We start from the raw sequence: 18,374 nt of genomic DNA on the forward strand, positions 1-18,374 counted from the left end.
GTTGAAGTGGAGTTTGGCGAGTCTGGGTTGGCGTTGATCTCGGCTTCCCGCAAGGTGGGCCCATGCTCATCAGCACCTCAGCCTTGGAAACGCGTCTCTCCGATAGCTCAGTCGTGATTTTCGACTGTCGCCATGATCTCGGCGATCCGGCCGCGGGTCGGGCGATGTTTGATGCGGGCCACATTCCCGGGGCGCAGTTTGCCGGGGTCGACACCGTGCTGGCCGGAGCGCTTACGGGGTCCAATGGCCGGCATCCGTTGCCGTCGGCGGAGGCGTTTGTGGCGTTTTTGGAGCAGGCGGGGGTGACGGCCGATACGCTGGTGGTCGGTTACGACCAGGTAGGGGGGCAATACGCTGCCCGACTGTGGTGGATGCTGCGGTGGATCGGGCATCCGCAGGCGGCGGTGCTGGACGGCGGTTGGAACCGCTGGACGGCCGAGGGTCGTGCCACGTCGACGGACGATCGGGCTGCGACGCCCGGGCGGGTCGCCGCGGCCGTAGACGATGCTCTGTGGGTCGACGCCGACATGGTCGCGGGGGGCGGCGGGCTGGTAGTCGATGCGCGGGCGCCGGAGCGCTACCGCGGAGAGGTGGAGCCCATCGATCCGGTGGCGGGGCACATTCCCGGGGCGGTGAATCGTTTTTTTAAGACCAACCTGCGCGACGATCTGACCTTCCGTGATCCGGCGGAGCTGCGAGCGGAGTGGTTGGCGCTGCTCGACGGTCGCGAGCCGAGCGAGGTGATTCACCAATGCGGTTCGGGCATCTCGGCCTGCGCGAATCTGTTGGCCATGGAGGTGGCGGGGCTGACCGGCTCCCGGCTTTACGTGGGCTCGTGGAGCGAGTGGGTGGCGGATCCTTTGCGGCCCGTGGGCACGATCAAAGGTTGATCTGCTGTTCGCCGGGACGGAGGTCGACGGTCTGGCCGCGCCATTCGAAGCGGCCGTGCAGTCCGGCCGGCAGGATGATGCGGGCGCGCAGGCCGTGGGCACCGACGCGTTCGTAGGCGACCTCGATGTCGCCGCGTGGGTGCGGCACCTTGCCGGCGGCGTGCGGGAGAGCGCCGAGGTGAGGCGCGATGCGCACCGAGGCAAAGCCGGGTTCGGCAGGCGTGATGCCGAGCACGGTGTTGAGCAGGCCGAGCATGGGATGGGCGCCCCAGGCATGGGAGTCGGAACGCGAGTCAGGCCCGGGGCGCTCGGGCACGGTGGTGAGGCCCTGCGCGAGGACGTCGTGCCACGGTTCGAGTTGATCGAGGTAGCGGTCGCCAAGCCCGACGCGGGCGAGGGCGGCGTGGGAGTAGAAGCTGAAGTAGAAGGTCGCCTGAGCGAGGTCGTCTTCGGCCAGCATGCGCTCGGCAACGGCTTTGAGGCGCGGATCGGAAGCGTCGCCGGTGAGGATGTAGTAGCTGTTGGCGTGTTGGCTGAAGGTCTGGTGCTCGGGGGTGTCGGCGATGAGTCCGCGGGCCTCGTTCCAGCAAGTGGTTTCAACCCAGGCCCGAAGGGCGGCGGCGCGCTCGCGGCAGCTAGCGGCGTCGTGCTCGAAGCCAAACGCCGCGAAGAGCTCGGCGGCCTGTTGCAGGGTGTAGACGTGTTGGAGATCGATGATGGCGGAGGTGCCGCGGCCATCGCGCGGCGGCACGCCACCGAGGCCGGTGACGGCGTCGCGACCCCAGGCCGGAATCCAATCGATGTAGTTCCACCATTGGCGGCCGGTGTAGCTGCCGGTGGCCGGGTCGCTGTGTTCGGCGAAGTAGCGCAGCACCTCGCGCACGCCGCCGAGACGAGCGCGGACAAAGGCGTCGTCCTGTCGCAGCATCCAATAGTCATGAACCATGCTGACCCAGACGAGGGAGTAGGGCGGGATGATTTGGATGCCGGAGTCGGGCCACCGCGAGGCGGTGAGACCGTTGGGATCGCGGCTGTTGTCGAAGGCTTCGATGGCCTTGCGCATGAGGCGGTCGTCGCCATCGATCCAGAGGCTGACCAAAGCTTCGATGCGGGTGTCGCCAACGTAACTGAGTTGTTCGTAGTAGGCGCTGTCGGTGAAAATCTCGTGGGTGCCGGTGCGCATGGTGCGCCAGGCGATGTCCCAGATCTGTGCGAGTTCGTCGTCCGGGCTGAGGAAGGCGGCGTGCTCACGCAGTGGATACGCGGTGAACTCGGCAGTGAGGTCGTTCAGCGTCAGAGCGTCGTCGCCGGTCTCGATGTCGAGCTGCAGGTAACGCCAGGTGCGCCATCGCAGCGGGCGGAAGGTGCGGTCGGCCGCGCCGTCGGGATGGTAGATGTCGAAGAAGCCGCGCAGGTGTTTGCCCTCGATCGCGTTGCGGTCGCCTTTGACGGTGGAGCTGGGGTGGTCCTCGCCCTCGTAAAGCGACTCGGCGTAGGTGAGTCGCACCTGGCTGTCGGCGCCGCCGCTTACGTTCAGTTGCGGGTAGCCGGTGGTGTGCTCCCCTTGATCGAGCAGCACGGTCGCCGTGGTGTGAGGTGGCACGGTGAGCGGGGCGTCGCCACGCAGGAAGGCGTCGGAGGTGTCCACGCCGGTAGTGCGGCGCACGGTCTGCAGCCGTAGGGGGCGGGATTCCATGAGCGGAATCTGGCGGGGGACAAGCAGCCAGACGCCGTGCGTGCTGATGCCGCGGGGCTTGCCGTGGTGCAGCGTTTGAGCCGGTGTCCATGCGGAGTCGTCGAAGGTGGGATCGGCCCAACCCCAGGGGTAGCGGGAGGCGTCCACTTCGTCGCCGGGGCCCACCACGATGTAAGTCCAGAGATGAGCGCCCATGTCACCAAGCGGTGAATACGCGGGGTTGGTGAAGGTCGTCCAACTGGCGTCGGTATTGGCGATGGCCTCCGTTTCGCCGTCGCCCTGGAGAATAAAAGCGGTGCGGCCGCTCTGCTGGGCGATCGGGGCGTGTTCGCCGAAGTTCCAAACCTGCGCGGCGAGCACGTTGGGACCGGCCTGCAGGAAGGGGGCGAGGTCGAGTGAATCAAAGCGCCAGTGTCGCAGTTCGCCGCGGGCAGGACCGATGTGCACGGGAGTGCCGTTGACGAAGATACGGTAACGGTTGTCGGCCGAAATATGGACGACAAAGCGCTCGGGCGCTGCGGGCAGGTCGATGTGCTTGCGAAAATGATACACGCCGTAGGCGCGGGCGGGGGCATCGGCGGGGGCAATCCACTGGGCAGACCAGGTTTGCTCCAACAGCTCCGGGGGAACGGGGGCCGTGCTGACGCGGGGAGCGGGTTGGCCGGTCAGGAGGGTGGGGCTGATGGCCAGAAGCAGGGCAGCGGCGAGTCGGGGCAGGAGGGGCATAAGCGCCACGATGCGAGATCGTGACGGCGGCTCAACCCCGCGCTTACCACGCTTCGCGCACGGCGCGCTGCGCGCGGTCGGCGGAGATCCGCAGGCGCAGCCAATGGCGCCAGCGACGCTCGCGGCGGCTTTGCTTGTAAAAGTCGTTGGCTTCGTGGGTGATGCCACGGCGGGAGCGAAGAGGAGCGAGCCCGCGCACGAAGCGGCGATCGAGTTCGAAACAGCCCGGCAGGAGCAGCCGCAGCAATGGGGCCAGGAGGCGGGCGTGCGGGTAGAGGGACCGCGAAAGCAGGTGGGAGGTAAACTCGTCCTCGGTCAGGTGGTGCGTCAGGCAGTAGCGCTCCTGCAGGTTCTCGGGGAGACCGGGCGAAACGGGGACACTCAAAATACGGGCGGAACGCTGCACGCGGGGAGGCGATTCAGAACGGACAGAGGCTGGGATATTAGCGGTGGCAGAAATGGGCATAAGGTGATCAGCGAGAGGCCGGGATCGCCCCTGCAAAATTCGTGCCGAGGTAAGTTACAGCTCGGTGACTTGAGCGTGCGGGCTGCGGTGGTCTCGGCGGCCGGAATGGCGCGCGGCTTCGCGGGCGCGCGGGTCAGCGGGTTAGCTTGGCTTCCGCGGCGGCGATCATCCGGGGGTAGGCGGAGGTCAGGTCGACGCCATATTCGTCGGCGAGGACCAGAACGCTCCAGAGGCAGTCGGCCAACTCGTGAGCCAGCGGGGAGTCGTCGGCGGTGGTGGACGGTGAGCCAGCCGCGCCCTGCCGGCGGCCGTCGACGATCATGCAGAGTTTTTGGAGTTCACCGACATCGGCGGCGAACCCTTGGGCGAGTTCGAGCCGGGACCAGGGGGCGCGGTCCTCGCGACGGGCGGATTCATCAAATTGGCGGCGCAGGCGGCGGGCGTGGTCGATGAAAGGGGATAAGCTCATGGTGCTGACAATGGCGGTTCTCAGCGCGAAGGGAATCCCTGGTCGGCCATGACCCTACCGCTCTTGGCGAAAAATGTGCGTCGGCGGGTGACCCTTTGGCGGAGAAATTTCGCATCTAGAGGCGATGCACCTCACCTCCAGCCCCTTCACCACCCGTCCCGCCGCCCAGACGCCCGATTCCACCAGCATCGACGACCAGATTTTTCGCACCCTCATGGAGGTGGATGCCGCGGTGCGGGACTTGTTGCTTGCCCATCTGTGTGATGGCGACGAGCAGCGGCGCGAGCGCCTGCAGGCGACCGTCGAGGCGGCGTTGGCGTGGCGCGAACAGGATGAAGCGCCGCGGCGGGTTGACCTCTCCATGGCCTGAGCAACGCCCCTCGTTGCTCGATCAACCGTGGCCGTCGGCTGCTAGGTAAGGGCTGAGGAGTTTTCCCTGTGATGCTCTAAGGGGATACCCGTGGACGAGATTTGCTCTGCGGAGGGGCAAGATCTGCATTAGGTAGAAATACCTGATCCGAAAGTGCTTAGGTGGATCCATCGGGTGTCGAAAGCGGAGTTAATATTCCCGTCATTACCCGATGAAAAAGAACCTCACCCTCGCGCAGCGCATCACCGCCGGATATGTCCTGCTTCTTACCGTTTGCGGCATCTTTGGTGGTGTCGCCGTTTGGCGAATGCAAAAGTCGGCCGATGGGGCCGCTTTTCTGAACGAGGCGGTGACGCCGCAGCTGCAGATCTCCAACGACCTCAACCACCATGCCGCCTTGATGAACCGGGCGGCGCGGACCTACGGACTGACGGGGCAGGCGGATCAGCTGGAGATCGCCCGCGAGCACATGGGGGAACTCAAGCAGGATCTGCAGACCGCCCTGAAACTGTCGCAAAGTCATCCGGAGCTTCAAGCCATGGTGGTCGCGGTGCAAAAAGCCCAGGCGGCGATGGCTGAATACCAGAAGGACTTTAATGCGACCGAAGCGGAGCAGCAGAAGTTGACGCAAGTGAGTGCGGTGATGGACGGAGCCGCTGCACGTTTCTCGAGTGCCTTTGAGGCCTATATCGCCAGCCAATCCAACACGCTCGAAGTTGAAATCCTAGGCGAGGTCGACGATACCAAGATCCTCGAGACGCGCACGAAACTGGTGAAGGCGGGGGAAGCGTTCCGTTTGGGTAATCAGGCCCGCATTGAGAATTTTAAAAGTCAGGCCACCCGTGATCCCGCCGCGCTGGAAGCAGCTCTGCCGCTGTTTGACCAGATTCTGACCCTCGGGAATGAGGTGGGCGAAATCACGGTGCTGGACGCCGATATCAAGGAACTGACGGTGGTGCGCAATGCCGTCACCGACTACCGTGAGGGGGTCCTCAATGTGATCACGTCGCTCAAGGCGATGAAGGCCTTGCAAGTGAAACGAACGGCCGCCGCCGACGCCTTCGATGCTGCCGTCGAAAACTTTGTGGACGCCGCGATGGAGCAGACGGTGGACTACGCCGAGAACAGTTCCACCGGTCTGGCGGTGGTGGTCGGCACGACCATTTCCGGCGGCATATTTGTCGGTATCATCGGGCTCGTCATGGCGTGGTGGACGGTGCGCAGTATCAACCGATTGGTTACGGATATCGCGAATACTATCAACCAGGGAGCACTGCAGGTCGCGACTGCCGCGTCGCAGGTGTCCGGCTCCAGTCAGACCCTCGCCGAAGGCGCCAGTGAACAGGCCGCTTCGCTCGAAGAGATCAGTTCCTCGGTCGAGGAGCTGGTGAGCATGACCCATCGCAACCGTGATCACGCCGCCGCCTCGAAGACCGCGGCGAATCAGGCGCGCGGATCCGCCGAAACTGGCGTCGGGGAGATGGAGCGCCTCGAGACCGCGATGCAGGCGATCAAAGAGTCTTCTGAGGAAATCGGGCGCATCATCAAGACGATCGACGAGATTGCCTTCCAAACCAATATTCTGGCCCTCAACGCGGCGGTGGAAGCCGCCCGGGCGGGTGAGGCCGGAGCTGGGTTTGCCGTGGTGGCCGATGAAGTGCGGGCGCTCGCGCAACGTTCGGCCAAAGCGGCTCGCGAAACCGCGACGAAGATCGATGACGCCATGAGCCGCAGCAATCAGGGCGTCGAGCTTTCCGGTCGAGTGGTGAAGGCCCTCGAGGACATTGTGGAGCGGGTGCGCGAAGTCGACTCGCTGGTTATCGAGGTTTCCAGCGGCTCCGAAGAGCAGAGCACCGGCCTGAATCAGGTCAGCACCGCGATCACGCAGATGGACAGCGTCACACAGACGGGCGCTGCCAATGCGGAAGAAACCGCCGGTGCCGCCGAAGAACTCAACGCCCAATCGACCGAACTGCGCTCTGCGGCCGAGCAGCTGGCCGCCTTGGTGGGACTCAAAATGGAGTCCGAGGTCGAGAGCGGTCGTGGTCTGGGATCGATGATGGGAAGCGCGGTGTCCGTGTTGACCTCAGGTCGATCAAAATCCACGTCGCGAGCCCCGTCGAAGCCGGTCGCCACGGTCATGAGCAGCGGCGGGGATGACTCGATGGAATTCTTTCGCTGAACCGACGGAATGACTCAGCGTGAATGAACCAAAGCGCGGTCCGTGAGGACCGCGCTTTGCCTATTCGGAGGAGGGAGATCAGGTCGCTCAGGAGATCGAACGCGACAGGTCGTAGATCAACTGGCGGGCGAGTTCGGTCTCATAGAAGAGCGTTTCGTCGTCGCGGAAGTTGATGATGTATTGGAAGTCCAGATCGGCGATGCGGCGCTGGCCCTTGGTGACGACTTCGCCGGTGGGCGTGGTCACGCTGTATTCGACCAGGAAGCGCGGCGCGTAGATGCTGCGCACGATGCGCACGTCGTCATTCGGCGGCGTGAGGTTGGGCTCAAAGTCGCCGGCCATATCGATGTCGAGGAAGGTGAGGTGGAGATGGCGATCCTTCGGCAGGTAGCGCGGTGCGATGCGCTTGATCTCTTCACGCAACTGCTTCGCGAGCGCCTTTTGATTATCGGCGCGGGGGTTCATGCTGTAGCCGAAGTCGGTGTAGGACTCCATATCCTCGAATTCGACGCTGATCACGCCGTCGGGGTGCTGATGATCCTTGGACTTTTTATGATCGTCGGCCTGGAGCACCGTGCCGGTGCCGAGCGCCAGTGCGATGAACGGAACGAGGGTTTTACGTAGTGCTTTCATGGTTACGTTGGATTTGAGGTGTTTGCTTTTGATAACCATGCGAGAATAGGCGCAACCCGTGTGCCAGTTACGTAAGTGCCCATGGCCCAGGGGGCGGTGCCTGTCCTGTATTGCAGGCTGCAATACAGCAGGCGGGACAAGCCTTCAGGTTGCAACGCTCAGAGCCGGCCGGCGTAGGCGTCGCGGAGGATCTGCACCGTGTGGCGGATGGGGAGCGGCGGGCCACCGTCCTTGGCGAGATGACTCTTGATCTGAGTGAGGCAGCCGATGTTGCCGGTGGCGATCAGGTCGGCGTCGGTGGAGCGCAGGTGCCGGGCTTTTTGGCGGCCGAGGGAGGCGGCGATTTCCGGTTGATCGATGTTGTAGGAGCCGGCGGAGCCGCAGCAGGTGGCGCCGTCGGGAACCTCGATCACCTCGACGTTGGGGATGGCCCGCAGCAGGTCGCGCGGTGGGATGGTCACGCCCTGGGCGTTGGCGAGGTGACAGGCGTCGTGGTAGGCGATGCGCAGCGCGCGCGACGGCGCGGGGATGGGCTCGAGATCGGCGGCCAGTTTGGCGAGGTAAACCGAGATGTCGCAGCTGCGCTCGGCAAAGGCGGTGGCGGCAGCTTCGGCGCGGGTGCCTTTGAGGATGAGGGGATATTCGTGCAAACCGGAGCCGCAACCGGCGGCGTTGGTGATGACGGCGTCGACGTCGGCCGGGAAGGCGGCGAGATTTTTAACCGCAAATTTTTGGGCAGAGGGCAGGTCGCCGACGTGCCAACTGAGCGCGCCGCAACAGCCTTGGGTTTCCGGGATGACAATCTCGATGCCGTTGCGGTTGAGCACCTCGATGGTGGCGTCGTTGATGTCGGGATCGAGCACCTGTTGGGCGCAACCGAGCAGGAGGGCGACGCGAGCGCGGACGGGCACTCCATCGGGCGGCGGCACCGTGGGCGGATAGACCACGAGGGGGGGCAGGGGCTCGTCGGGAATGAGCTCCAGCATGGGGCGCAGCGCGCGGGGCAGAAGAGGGGCGAGGGGTTGGGCGAGTCGGCCGGTGCGGGCGGCGAATTGGAAGCGGCTCGGATGCGGAATGGTGGTCGAGACGAGTTTGCGCCGCAGCTTCTCCATTAACGGGCGCTGGGGCTCACGCTCGGCGGCGGTGGACGCGCGATAGGCGCTGACAAGGTCGCGGTAAGGCACGCCGGACGGGCAGGCCGGTTCGCAGGCGAGACAGCCGAGGCAAGCGTCGAGGTGAGGCGCGGCGTCGGCGACGGCGAGGGAGCCCTCAAGGACCTCCTTCATCAGCACAATGCGCCCGCGCGGGGAATCCATCTCGGTGCCGAGCTCGCGGTAGGTGGGGCAAGCCGGCAGGCAGAACCCGCAGTGCACACATTTCTCCACGGCGCGGGCCATGGGAGCGGTCAGGGGGCCGTGGGTATCAGGAGGAATGGCGTGCTGCATGGGGGGTAGTCAGATAGGGCAGACTCAGCCCGAAAGGCACGCAAGAACGGCACACGCCGCGCTAGCGGGAGGTGACGAACTCGTCTCGTCGTTGATAGGCTCGCAGGACTCGGGCATTATCGGCGGAAGCGGGCAAGGTGGCATCGATCATGACCTCGTAGCCCCAGTGCGGGATACCGTTGGTGTCGGGTGCGCCATGGACCCAGAGGACGAGGACCGACGGTGTGAGCCATCCTTGCACTTCCGAGGAACAAGCGCGGTCGAGTTGGCGGGTGGTAAAAAACGGCGTGAGGTCGGTGCTGCGCACGGAGATGGAGGCTTGATCCAAGTCGTGAGTGTCGACGAGGAAGGCGTGGCGCCAGTGGTTTGGGCGGAGTTCGTTGAGCCCGATCCAGCGGCCTTGGGGCGACCAGTGGAGTGATTCAAACTGGCCGGTGGACCAGAAGTAGCGTTGGTCCTGATCGGCCTGGCGGGTCATCTCGATGACGTTGGGCAAACCTTCGGTGCGCTTGAGCTGCGTGAACCACAGCCCGTCGGGAGAGGCGCCGCTGAGCGGGGCATGCGGACGTTGGCGCGGGTTGAAGAGACCGGCGGACAAGGCTTCCGCGGAGACCAAGGCGCGGTGCGTGTCGGGTGGGAAAAAGTGATCGTGGTTGGCGGGGGCCAGGGCGTCGAAACCGAGTTCGGCCACGTTCAGTTCCGCGAGCGGGATCCCCTGCCAGTTGATGGGAATGATGAGAAAGATGCCCCATTCCATGATGGGGAGAGCGGCGGGGCGCCGAGAGTTGAGGCAGCCCGGTAGGGATACGAGCACGGCCAACGTGACGGCGAGCGGACGCAGATGACGGGCAAGCGTGGACATGAACAGGGGGGCAGATTCGTGGCCAGCGAAGGGCGTCAGCGTGGCAGCGCGCGTGGGTTGGGAAAAGCGGGAAGTGAGTAAAAGAAAAGCGCGACCGGGGAGGGTCGCGCTTGATTGGTGCGAGGGTTTGCGCGAGCGCTTACTCGACGGTTACCGGGACGTTCCGGAACTGAACGGGGAACCTTACGTTGCCGCTTTCACAAGATACTTCCAGCACCTGCAGATACTCCGACGGTTGCTCCGTCGCCGGAAAAACCAAGGAGGCGGCAGTGGAGATTTCGCGGATAAGATCCGAGGTGGCGTAAGTAGAGGCATCTTTGCTTCCGAGTTGGGACTGTTTAGCGCGGGCGACATTGCCAAAGGGATCAATGATACGGGAGAAACTGGAGTTGTAGGTTCCGTAGATCTTGAGTCGTAGATCTTCCTTCAAGGCAGTGATCCGCAGTTGGGCTTTGATGGAATCGCCGGACTTGGTGACGGAGAGCAGCTCAAAGCGGATATCCCGCGTGGTGATGGCGCCGGTTGGAGCGGGCGGAGGTTTAAGCTTCTGTTGGCGTTCTTGGAGCAGAGGAGGATCTCCCACGGTGGTCTGCCCGGCGGACTTGGCGAGGAGGTCGGCGACGGTGCCGACCTTGGGAATGCGGACCTGGGAGACGGAGAAGATCTTGGCGGTTTCGACGGAGATCAGGCGGGCGTTGATTTTAATGTCGTTGCCCAGGTCGACGATCGAGCCAGTGACCACGGCGTCGACGGCGAGGAACTGGCCCAATTGTTTGATGGTGTCGGGATTGAGCAGGCCGGTGGCCCCCAGCTTATGCTCCGCCATGACTTGGGTGAGTTGGCGTCGCTCAACCACGTCGAACTTTCCCGGGCTCACAACGAAGAGTTGGGTGATCAATTCTTCGGCGAGGAACTGGCCGAAGTGACTGACGTCACCATTCAGATCCGCGAACTCCAGCACGGCGACGCGTTGTTTGCCTTCGGCCTCAAGGTTGGTCGTGATTTGCGTCGCGAGATCGGCGATCCCGGACTCGAAGTCGGCGTGAAGGGATTGAGTCAGTATCACGCAGGCCCAGGCGGCGGCCATGGTGCGGCCTAGATATGAGGTCAGTTTCATTGCGGGGGTGGATTTGGTTTTTGGAGGACAACGACCGTCGCTTGGCCAGTAGCGGGGTCGAAAGCGTTCAGATTGATGAGGTAGGTGAAAGCGGAGCTTTTCCAGGAGAGGAGGGGACCGGCGGTGATCACCGTTTTACGAATCGGTGGTGAACCGTCTGCGGGGATTAAAGTGGCGGCGGCGATTTTGGAATCGGCGACAACCGACAGCGTCACACTGAACGAGAATTCGCCGTTTTCCGGAGACCAGGCTTCGCCTGAAGATAGGTGAAGCTCAGTCGATCGTGGAGCGGACAGGGTGGCTGGCGGGGTAACGGCGACCGGTGGCGGGGAACTTGACGAAGTGGCCGCTTGAGCTGCGGGCGGCGGCTCGTCTCGAAACCGCCTTTCGATGAAATCCACGACGTTAGTCAGGTTGGCCAAAAAGGTCACGGTGGCGACGACTCCGGTTCCGGCTGCCGAGGCTTTCACCCACGGCGAGGAGGTCTTCAACTTCAGCAAGGCGGATTTCATGACGATGGGGCACCTGGTTGCTGCCAGTTGAGTGCCAATCGACCGGTGGAATCCGCGCTCATTTTAGCCGAGTGGGCTGGGGCGCGAAGTCGAGCGGCTGCTTGTCCGGGGCGCGGTCTGGACATGGGAAGTTCAAGGCCGGGGCGAGCGGCTTCTTTTGGAATGGGGGTAGGCATCGGGTGGCGGACCGTCGAGTCGGAGCCAGCGAAGGCCGTATTGGGAACACCGCCGTCACGGGAGGAAAGCCCGAAACGTCTGGAGCAAAAGAAAAGCGCGACCGGGGAAGGTCGCGCTTGGGATAGAATTTGAGGAGACTCTGGAGGTGCTCAGAAGCCTTTGAAGTGCTTGGGGTCTTCGGGGTCCTGGTAGCGGGTGGTGTAGGTCTTGTTGCTGGCGGCGAGTTTGAGGAACACGTCCAGCGGCACGATCTCGACCGGGCCCTCGAGGTTCTGCGTCACTTCGACGAGGCTGTTCACGTCGTTGGATTCACGCACGTGCACGAGCAGGAAGTAGGGGCGCTTGGCGTTGAGGTAGATGAGCTCGTTGAGATCCGCGGTCACTTCCTCGCGGGGACGTTTCGGATCGATGTAATAATCGTAGGAGATGAGCGGTTGGCCGTTGCGCAGATCGCGGGTGCGGGCGGGGCCGTAGCCGTTGATGAAGCCGATGACATCGGGGAAGGCTTCGTAGTAGCGGTCGACCGTTTCCTTGGTGAGGTCGGTGTTGCCCACGTTGCCGTCGGCGGCGGAGTTGTCCATGATCTCCATGACGTGCTCGTCGAGCATGGCCATCATCTCCTTGGCTTCATCCATGAGGCCGAAGAAGCGGTCCTCGGGGATGTGGTTCGGATACATGTAACCCGGGCCGGAGAGGCCGCCGATGAAGTAGTCATTGGGGGTGGCGGACTCGTGGAAGTATTCGAGGGCGGGGGCGGAGAACTTGGTCCAGTTCATCGTGACCTGCCAGCCGAAGGGCAGTTTGCCGCGGCCGGGTTTGGTCCACACGCCGATGCCGATGGAGTCGGACTGCACGAAGGACATGTAGACCTTCTCCTCGGCGACGAGATCGGCATCGAGAGCGACGTTATTGTTGTTGGTGAACTTGAAGCCCTCGGTGAAGCCGAACTGGCAGTTGAAGCTGAGGTTGGGCAGGTTGTGCAGGCCTTCCATCTTGAGGCCGTAGGTGGAGAGCAGGGTGGTGGCCTGTTCCTCGGTGTCTTTGCCGTAGGGGTGCCAGCCGAAGACGATGGAGCCCGGGTTGAGCTCGGAGAAGATGCGCTTCATGAGCGCGAGTTCCTCGGGGTGGCGCAACGGGTTGGCCGAGAGGTCGTGGAAGAACATCTTTTGGCGGATGCCCCAGTCGGCCATGGCGGGTTGCATGACCCGGCCGCGGTGGCCGCCCATGAGCATGACCGAGTCGTGGGTGCAGCGCTCCCAGTAGCGATCGTAGGCGTCCTGGTAGATCGCGGCGTCGCTCATGCCGTTGTAGCGGCCGCGCAGGTCGTCGATGGGCTGGAGGCCATGACGCTCGACCAGCGGTATGAGTTCTTCGGATACAACGACGGCGTCTTCGAGGCCGGCGATGGTGAAGGCGACGTTGAGGGACGGGCCGACGGTTTTGTCCCAGACCACGTAACCCTTGGCGGCGGATTTGAATTTCGTCAGCGCGGCGTCGGCGTCGCGCAGGGTGGTGAAGTCGACGTGGTGTTTGCGCTCATAGAAATCGAGCAGGGGCGCGGTGATTTCCCATTGGAAATCCGGCGGGTGCACGACGTAGAGCTGGGGCTGATCGCGATTGGCGAGACCTTGCAGGCTGACGATGAGTGCCTTGTCGGACAGGCCGGAGTCGACGCGCCAATCGAGGTCGAAACACATCACCGAAGCGTCACGGCCGTTGTCGGCGGCGACAGCGGACGAGGCGGTGGGGCCTAGGGCGATCGCAGTGGCGGTGAGGGCGAGGGAGCAAAGGGAACGCAGGGATTTCATTTGGCGGCCTCCTCAGCGGAGAGTTTGTCGAAAACGTAGACGAGCGGGCGGGTGCGGCTGGAGTGCAGCTCGATGAGGGTGAGGCGGTCGCCCATCTCACCGACGCGGAACTCCTGGTAGAGACGCATGGGCACGTCGCCCTGGGAGACCTCGACGGAGGTGTTGGCTTCGATGCGCAGGGTGCGGCCATCGTCGAGCCAAGTGGCCGTCGCGGTGGTGGTGCCGTGTTTGGTCGGGTAGACGGCCATGTGGCGTTGCTCGACGCGGAAGTAGTCGTCGCTGGTGACCGACTGAGTCGTGTCGTAGTGATTGGTGGCGGACACTTTGGTGGAGCGCCACTGCATGTGGTAGGTGACGCTCACGGCGGAGCCGTCCGTGGCGATTTCGAGGTCCATTTTCTGCCAACCATCGAGGGCGGTGCTCTTGGCGGGATCCATACGCCAACGGCCGTCGATGTTGGGGGCGGCGGACAGGAAGCTGGCGGCGAGCAGCGTCAGCCCCAATCCGAGGAGGAGTTTGAGTGGGTGAACTTTCATGAAGGGTGCGGGTAGTGTCACCCGACCGGCGCGTGAGTTCCAAGTGTTAAGTGTTGATGAGTAGTGATTTGTGAAACGGAAATGAATGAAATTTCATTTCATCAACCAGGGGTTGGCGAACCTTGTGAGGGAGAGCTGGTTACGCCGACGGACGCAAAAACGGCGCACCGTTGTGGGTGCGCCGAAATAGGAGAGCGGACGGGCCTGACAGGCGGGTCGCTGCCGAGTTTTAGGAGAAACTGGCGAAGCTTGCCTCGCGCGGAGCCGACGCGGTGGCGCGCGGGGCATTGTAAGTGGAGGCGCCGAATGACGGGGCCGGAGCGGCGTTTTCCGCGTCATCGATGGTGCCGCCGTTGACGAGGGTGCGCAGGCCGTGGACGAGTTGCCGCATGCGCAGAGCGTGGGCATTGAGGTCTTCGACGGCGTGAGCGGTGCTGGTGGCGGCTGCGGCGTTTTGCTGGGTGATTTGGTCGGAGGCCTCGGCGGTCTGATTGATGCGCTGGATGGCCTGTTGCTGCTCCAAACTGGCCTGGGCAATCTGGCTGACGAGGGTATCCACTTGCTCGATACTGCCGACGATTTGTTCGAGGCAGCCGGCGAGGCGTTCGCTGCTGGTGACACCGTCCTGGGTGCTGCGCGCGCTGATTTCGAGTTTCTCGGCGGTTTCGCGCGCGGCTTCGGCGCTGCGTTGGGCGAGGGCGCGCACCTCTTCGGCGACGATGGCAAAACCGGCGCCGGCCTGGCCAGCGCGGGCGGCTTCGACGGCGGCGTTGAGCGCGAGCAGGTTGGTCTGGAAGGCGATTTCGTTGATGGTGCCGATGATGTGGCCGGTTTCCTGGCCCGATTTGCGGATGCGCTGCATCGCCTCGTCCATCTGGGTCATGGCGTGCTGGCTTTCCTGCACGGCGGTGCTGGCCCGGTGGCTCAGCTCGGTGGCGCTTTGGGAGTGGTCGGTGTTGTTCTTGGCCTGTTGGCGGATCTCCAGCAGGGATTGGTGGATGTCCTGACTGGCCTCGGCCTGGCGGGTGGCACCGGCGGCGAGGTCGTTGATCTCGGCCGAGATCCGATCGAAGGTGTGAGTGGAGTGTTCGGCGCTGTTGAGCAACTGCGTGGAGGTGCGGTTGAAGTGTCCGCTGAGCGAGCGGGCGACAAAGAAGAACACCGCGCCGGCGAGGGCGGCGGCAAAGATCATGGCACCGATGCGCAGCCAGGTGGCGCGGCGTTGGCTGGAGCGCACCTCGGTGGCGATGGCATCGAGTTCGTCTTGGGCGATGCTGACGCCGAGCACCCAGTCCCAGGGGGCGTAGTAGGTGGCGAAGATGGCGGTTTCGCCGGAGGCTGCGGCGGAGTCGCCAAAGGCGAGGCGCGCCATGTCGCCGGCGGCCAGTTGGGTGGCTTGTGCGGCGAGGTCGTTGCGGAAGTCGTCGGAGGCTTGGGAGAGGTAGGCGCCGCGATCGCCGGTGGCGTCGGCGGTGACGATTTTGCCGCGGTTGGCGCCTTGGGAGTGCATGACGAAGAGGCGGCCGGTGTTGCCGATGCGGGAATCGTTGAGGCGGGACAGCAGGGGCTGGGTGGCGATGGCGTCGGGGGTGCCGACGTAGAGGATGCCGATGACTCGGCCGGCTTCGTCGCGCAGCGGTTTGTAGGCGGTGATGTAGTGCTGGTTCACGACATAGGCGCGGCCGACGAAGGTCTCGCCGCGCAGCACGGTCTGCACGACCGGGCTGGTGTGGGGAATGAAGGTGCCGATCGCCCGTTCGCCGTTGAGGAGTTTCACGTTGGTGGCGACGCGGAGCATGTCGCCGCGATCGTTCATGCGTTGGAAAATGGTGGCGGTGTCGCCGGTGCGGGCTTGGAGGGCGTCGACGACGGGAACCTCGACGGCGTCGTCAAAGGTGCGGGTTTGGCCGAGCCATTCGCCGCCGACTTGGAGCTGGGGCAGGGTGATGGGGGTGGCCTCCTTGGTGATCTGATTGATCGCCTTCCACTCGGTCGATTCGGTGGAGGACTGGGTGACGGTGCCGCGCTGGAGGAGCAGTTCGTCGGCGACGGCGAGGGTGGTGCGGACCTTGGCGCGCAGGAGATCGTCGGCGAGGCCGGCCTGTTGAGCGAGGTCGGCGATGAGGTGCTGGTAGCGGCCGTTGCTGTCGCGTTCGAGGGCGGTGTCGAGGTTCTCGCTGAGTCGGCGGGAGTCGAACTCAGCCCAAACGGCAATGATGAGCAGCGGCAACAGCGTGCAGCTGAGGCCGACGATCAAGAGGCGTTGGAGGAAGCTTTTGCGTCGCATGGAAAGGGAGTGATGAAAAAGGAAAGGTCCGCGGGTCTTGGAAGGAGTATGCGGCTTTATGGTCATCGTCCGGTTTGGTGCTTATCTTGATAAAGGATGCTGCTTAGTTGGGTGAGTAATATTGCCCAGAAGGAGCAGTGGGATTGCCGGAGGGCCCAAAAAAAGCGCGCCCGGGAGGGGGGCGCGCTTCGCGAAAGGGAGTGGAGGGCGGGCTGGGCTCAGACCTGCTCCAGCAGCTTATACAAACGCTGGATCATGGTGCTTGGGTCCTCGAGGAGGCCGGCGGCGAGCATGGCGTTGTCGAAGAGCTGCTCGGCGACGAGGCCGGCCTTCTCGGACTCGGTGTCCTTGGAGGCGGCGAGCTTCTTGATGACGACGTGGCGCGGGTTGAGCTCGAGGTTGACCTTGAGCGGGGGCGGACCGCCGGCGGTGTCGCCGTCCTTCTGCAAGGCCTTCATCATGGCGCGCATTTGCGGGGTCATGAAGCTGTCGGCGTTGAGCACGGCGGCGGGGGATTCGACAAGGCGGTCGGAGCTCTTCACCTCGTTGACGCGTTCGCCGAGGGTTTCCTTCAGCCATTTGGCGAGGGCGTCCATCTCGTCCTTGGAGAGGGCTTCACCTTCCTGCTCCTTCTCGTCGAGTTTCACGTCGGCGGAGTCGGCGGCGACGAGCTTCTTGCCGTCGAATTCGCCGAGGTTGCGCATGACGTAGTCGTCGACGGCTTCGTAGCAGAAGAGCACCTCGAGGTTGCGGCTCTTGAAGCCTTCGAGGTAGGGACCGCGCTCGATGGCGGCGCGGCTCGGGCCGATGAGGAAGTAGATCTCCTTTTGCTCTTCGCCCATGCGGGACACGTAGTCGGCGAAGGAGGTGGTTTTGCCGGCGTCGGTGAGAGAGGACTCGAAGCGGAGCAGTTTGGAGAGCTGTTCCTTGTGGGTGAAGTCGGTGGCGGCGCCTTCCTTGAGGAAGTAGCCGAACTCGGTGTAGAACTTGGCGTAGTCCTCGGGGCGGTTCTTGGCTTCGTCGGCGAGGAACTTGAGGAAACGTTTGGTGACGACCTTGCCCAGTTTGTCGATGAGGGCGCGGTCCTGCATGGTTTCGCGCGAGATGTTGAGGGGGAGGTCCTCGCTATCGATGACGCCCTTGAGGAAGCGGCCCCATTCGGGGAGCAGGTCCTTGGGGGAGGGGTCGATGAGGACCTTGCGACAGTAGAGGGACACGGCCGGCTCGGCGCGGGTCATGCCGAACTTCTCCGGGTTGTTCTGGGGAACGAAGAGGATGGAGTTGATGGCGAGGGGCGCGTCGGCCGAGAAGTGCAGCTTGAGGCGCGGCTCATCGTAGGCGTGGGCCTGGAACTTGTAGAACTCGGTGTATTCCTCGTCGGTGATCTCGGACTTGGAGCGGAGCCAGAGGGCGGAGACCTTGTTGACGCGATCGCCGTTGAGCTGGATCGGGAAGGAGACGAAGGCGCTGTAGCGCTCGAGCACGGACTTCACGCGATCGGCGGTGGCGTAGTCGTGGGAGTCGTCGTTGAGCTCGATGACGATCTTGGTGCCGCGGGTGAGGTCGGCGGCTTCCTCCACGGAGTAGGAGCCGGAGCCGTCGCTGGTCCAGACGTGGCCGGACTCGGCGGACTGCCAAGAGCGGGAGTAGACCTTGACGGACTTGGCGACCATGAAGGCGGAGTAGAAGCCGACGCCGAACTGGCCGATGAGGTTATCGTTCTTGGCGCCGCCTTCCTTGATGGCTTGGAGGAAGGCCTTGGAGCCGGAGTGGGCGATGGTGCCGAGGTTTTTGACCAACTCGTCGTGGGTCATGCCGATGCCGGTGTCCTCGATGGTGAGGGTGTGGGCCTGGTCGTCGGTGGTGAGCTTGATTTCCAGTTCCTGGTCGGCGTCGGCGATGTCCTTCTCGGTGAGCTGGGTGTGACGCAGCTTCTCGAGGGCGTCGGAGGCGTTGGAGACCAACTCACGGATGAAGATCTCTTTTTCGGTGTAGAGGGAGTGGATGACGATATCGAGCAGTTGCTTGATCTCGGCTTGGAACTCGTGGGTTTCGGGCATGATGGGATTTTCGATTTTGGATTCTCGATTTTTTGATTTTGGAAGGGAGGTCGCGCCGACGGGGGGCGCGGAAATTGAAGGGCCGGAAGTTTTAAACGAATTTCCGGAAAATCAAGAGCCCGGCTGCATGGGGGGCGT

General features: G+C 63.7%; 15 protein-coding genes. 3 read left to right on the forward strand and 12 right to left on the reverse strand.

Features of this window, described 5'->3' with window-relative positions:
- The first annotated feature begins 62 nt into the window (after positions 1-62).
- Complete coding sequence (locus K1X11_RS20405) at positions 63-890, forward strand: sulfurtransferase (protein ID WP_221029405.1); 828 nt, start codon at positions 63-65, stop codon at positions 888-890.
- Here the strand turns inward: K1X11_RS20405 and K1X11_RS20410 are convergent.
- The 3 genes from K1X11_RS20410 to K1X11_RS20420 all read right to left on the reverse strand — a co-directional run bounded on the left by K1X11_RS20410 (position 880) and on the right by K1X11_RS20420 (position 4,247).
- Positions 880-3,312 (reverse strand): alpha-L-rhamnosidase-related protein, encoded by a 2,433-nt coding sequence (locus tag K1X11_RS20410; protein WP_221029404.1) that lies wholly within the window; start codon positions 3,310-3,312, stop codon positions 880-882. The two genes, K1X11_RS20405 and K1X11_RS20410, sit on opposite strands and share 11 nt — an antisense overlap.
- A 43-nt stretch (positions 3,313-3,355) precedes the next feature.
- Positions 3,356-3,718, reverse strand: a complete 363-nt coding sequence (locus tag K1X11_RS20415) for a hypothetical protein (protein ID WP_221029403.1) — start codon at positions 3,716-3,718, stop codon at positions 3,356-3,358.
- A gap of 193 nt (positions 3,719-3,911) precedes the next feature.
- Positions 3,912-4,247, reverse strand: coding sequence for a nucleoside triphosphate pyrophosphohydrolase family protein (locus K1X11_RS20420; RefSeq protein ID WP_221029402.1), 336 nt, complete (start codon positions 4,245-4,247; stop codon positions 3,912-3,914).
- Between the two features lie 124 nt (positions 4,248-4,371).
- Here K1X11_RS20420 and K1X11_RS20425 point away from each other — a divergent pair, with 124 nt between their 5' ends.
- Both K1X11_RS20425 and K1X11_RS20430 read left to right on the forward strand, forming a co-directional pair.
- Positions 4,372-4,617 carry a hypothetical protein gene (locus K1X11_RS20425; RefSeq protein ID WP_221029401.1) on the forward strand — a complete coding sequence of 82 codons (246 nt, stop codon included), beginning with the start codon at positions 4,372-4,374 and terminating at the stop codon, positions 4,615-4,617.
- 211 nt (positions 4,618-4,828) lie between these two features.
- Complete coding sequence (locus K1X11_RS20430; protein WP_225919262.1) at positions 4,829-6,799, forward strand: methyl-accepting chemotaxis protein; 1,971 nt, start codon at positions 4,829-4,831, stop codon at positions 6,797-6,799.
- 87 nt (positions 6,800-6,886) lie between these two features.
- Here K1X11_RS20430 and K1X11_RS20435 read toward each other — a convergent pair whose 3' ends face one another.
- From K1X11_RS20435 to htpG, 9 genes are all read right to left on the reverse strand, one after another.
- Positions 6,887-7,432 carry a DUF3016 domain-containing protein gene (locus tag K1X11_RS20435; RefSeq protein WP_221029400.1) on the reverse strand — a complete coding sequence of 182 codons (546 nt, stop codon included), beginning with the start codon at positions 7,430-7,432 and terminating at the stop codon, positions 6,887-6,889.
- A gap of 158 nt (positions 7,433-7,590) precedes the next feature.
- Positions 7,591-8,877: a (Fe-S)-binding protein gene (locus tag K1X11_RS20440; RefSeq protein WP_221029399.1), complete on the reverse strand. Its 1,287-nt coding sequence runs from the start codon at positions 8,875-8,877 to the stop codon at positions 7,591-7,593.
- Positions 8,878-8,938: 61 nt separating this feature from the next.
- Complete coding sequence (locus K1X11_RS20445; protein WP_221029398.1) at positions 8,939-9,739, reverse strand: hypothetical protein; 801 nt, start codon at positions 9,737-9,739, stop codon at positions 8,939-8,941.
- Positions 9,740-9,878: 139 nt separating this feature from the next.
- On the reverse strand, positions 9,879-10,856 hold the full coding sequence (locus tag K1X11_RS20450) for a FlgO family outer membrane protein (RefSeq protein WP_221029397.1): 978 nt from the start codon (positions 10,854-10,856) through the stop codon (positions 9,879-9,881).
- Positions 10,853-11,368: a hypothetical protein gene (locus tag K1X11_RS20455; protein WP_221029396.1), complete on the reverse strand. Its 516-nt coding sequence runs from the start codon at positions 11,366-11,368 to the stop codon at positions 10,853-10,855. Before K1X11_RS20455 ends, K1X11_RS20450 begins: the two co-directional genes overlap by 4 nt.
- A 326-nt stretch (positions 11,369-11,694) precedes the next feature.
- Entirely contained in the window at positions 11,695-13,353 is a 1,659-nt protein-coding gene (locus K1X11_RS20460; RefSeq protein WP_221029395.1) for a GxGYxYP domain-containing protein, read from the reverse strand.
- A complete protein-coding gene (locus K1X11_RS20465; RefSeq protein ID WP_221029394.1) occupies positions 13,350-13,889 on the reverse strand; it encodes a hypothetical protein in 540 nt (179 codons plus the stop codon). Before K1X11_RS20465 ends, K1X11_RS20460 begins: the two co-directional genes overlap by 4 nt.
- Before the next feature lie 229 nt (positions 13,890-14,118).
- A complete protein-coding gene (locus K1X11_RS20470; protein WP_221029393.1) occupies positions 14,119-16,176 on the reverse strand; it encodes a methyl-accepting chemotaxis protein in 2,058 nt (685 codons plus the stop codon).
- A 218-nt stretch (positions 16,177-16,394) separates the two neighbouring features.
- Entirely contained in the window at positions 16,395-18,236 is a 1,842-nt protein-coding gene (gene htpG, locus K1X11_RS20475; RefSeq protein ID WP_221029392.1) for a molecular chaperone HtpG, read from the reverse strand.
- Positions 18,237-18,374 lie beyond the last annotated feature (138 nt).

This window comes from Actomonas aquatica (assembly GCF_019679435.2).
GTDB classification, from domain to species: domain Bacteria; phylum Verrucomicrobiota; class Verrucomicrobiia; order Opitutales; family Opitutaceae; genus Actomonas; species Actomonas aquatica.

Excerpts from the sequence above, each read along its gene's own strand:
- K1X11_RS20405 (WP_221029405.1), top strand. The coding sequence starts at position 63 with ATGCTCATCAGCACCTCAGCCTTGGAAACGCGTCTCTCCGATAGCTCA.
- K1X11_RS20410 (WP_221029404.1), bottom strand. The coding sequence starts at position 3,312 with ATGCCCCTCCTGCCCCGACTCGCCGCTGCCCTGCTTCTGGCCATCAGC.
- K1X11_RS20420 (WP_221029402.1), bottom strand. The coding sequence starts at position 4,247 with ATGAGCTTATCCCCTTTCATCGACCACGCCCGCCGCCTGCGCCGCCAA.
- K1X11_RS20425 (WP_221029401.1), top strand. The coding sequence starts at position 4,372 with ATGCACCTCACCTCCAGCCCCTTCACCACCCGTCCCGCCGCCCAGACG.
- K1X11_RS20430 (WP_225919262.1), top strand. The coding sequence starts at position 4,829 with ATGAAAAAGAACCTCACCCTCGCGCAGCGCATCACCGCCGGATATGTC.
- K1X11_RS20435 (WP_221029400.1), bottom strand. The coding sequence starts at position 7,432 with ATGAAAGCACTACGTAAAACCCTCGTTCCGTTCATCGCACTGGCGCTC.
- K1X11_RS20440 (WP_221029399.1), bottom strand. The coding sequence starts at position 8,877 with ATGCAGCACGCCATTCCTCCTGATACCCACGGCCCCCTGACCGCTCCC.
- K1X11_RS20445 (WP_221029398.1), bottom strand. The coding sequence starts at position 9,739 with ATGTCCACGCTTGCCCGTCATCTGCGTCCGCTCGCCGTCACGTTGGCC.
- K1X11_RS20450 (WP_221029397.1), bottom strand. The coding sequence starts at position 10,856 with ATGAAACTGACCTCATATCTAGGCCGCACCATGGCCGCCGCCTGGGCC.
- K1X11_RS20455 (WP_221029396.1), bottom strand. The coding sequence starts at position 11,368 with ATGAAATCCGCCTTGCTGAAGTTGAAGACCTCCTCGCCGTGGGTGAAA.
- K1X11_RS20460 (WP_221029395.1), bottom strand. The coding sequence starts at position 13,353 with ATGAAATCCCTGCGTTCCCTTTGCTCCCTCGCCCTCACCGCCACTGCG.
- K1X11_RS20465 (WP_221029394.1), bottom strand. The coding sequence starts at position 13,889 with ATGAAAGTTCACCCACTCAAACTCCTCCTCGGATTGGGGCTGACGCTG.
- K1X11_RS20470 (WP_221029393.1), bottom strand. The coding sequence starts at position 16,176 with ATGCGACGCAAAAGCTTCCTCCAACGCCTCTTGATCGTCGGCCTCAGC.
- htpG (WP_221029392.1), bottom strand. The coding sequence starts at position 18,236 with ATGCCCGAAACCCACGAGTTCCAAGCCGAGATCAAGCAACTGCTCGAT.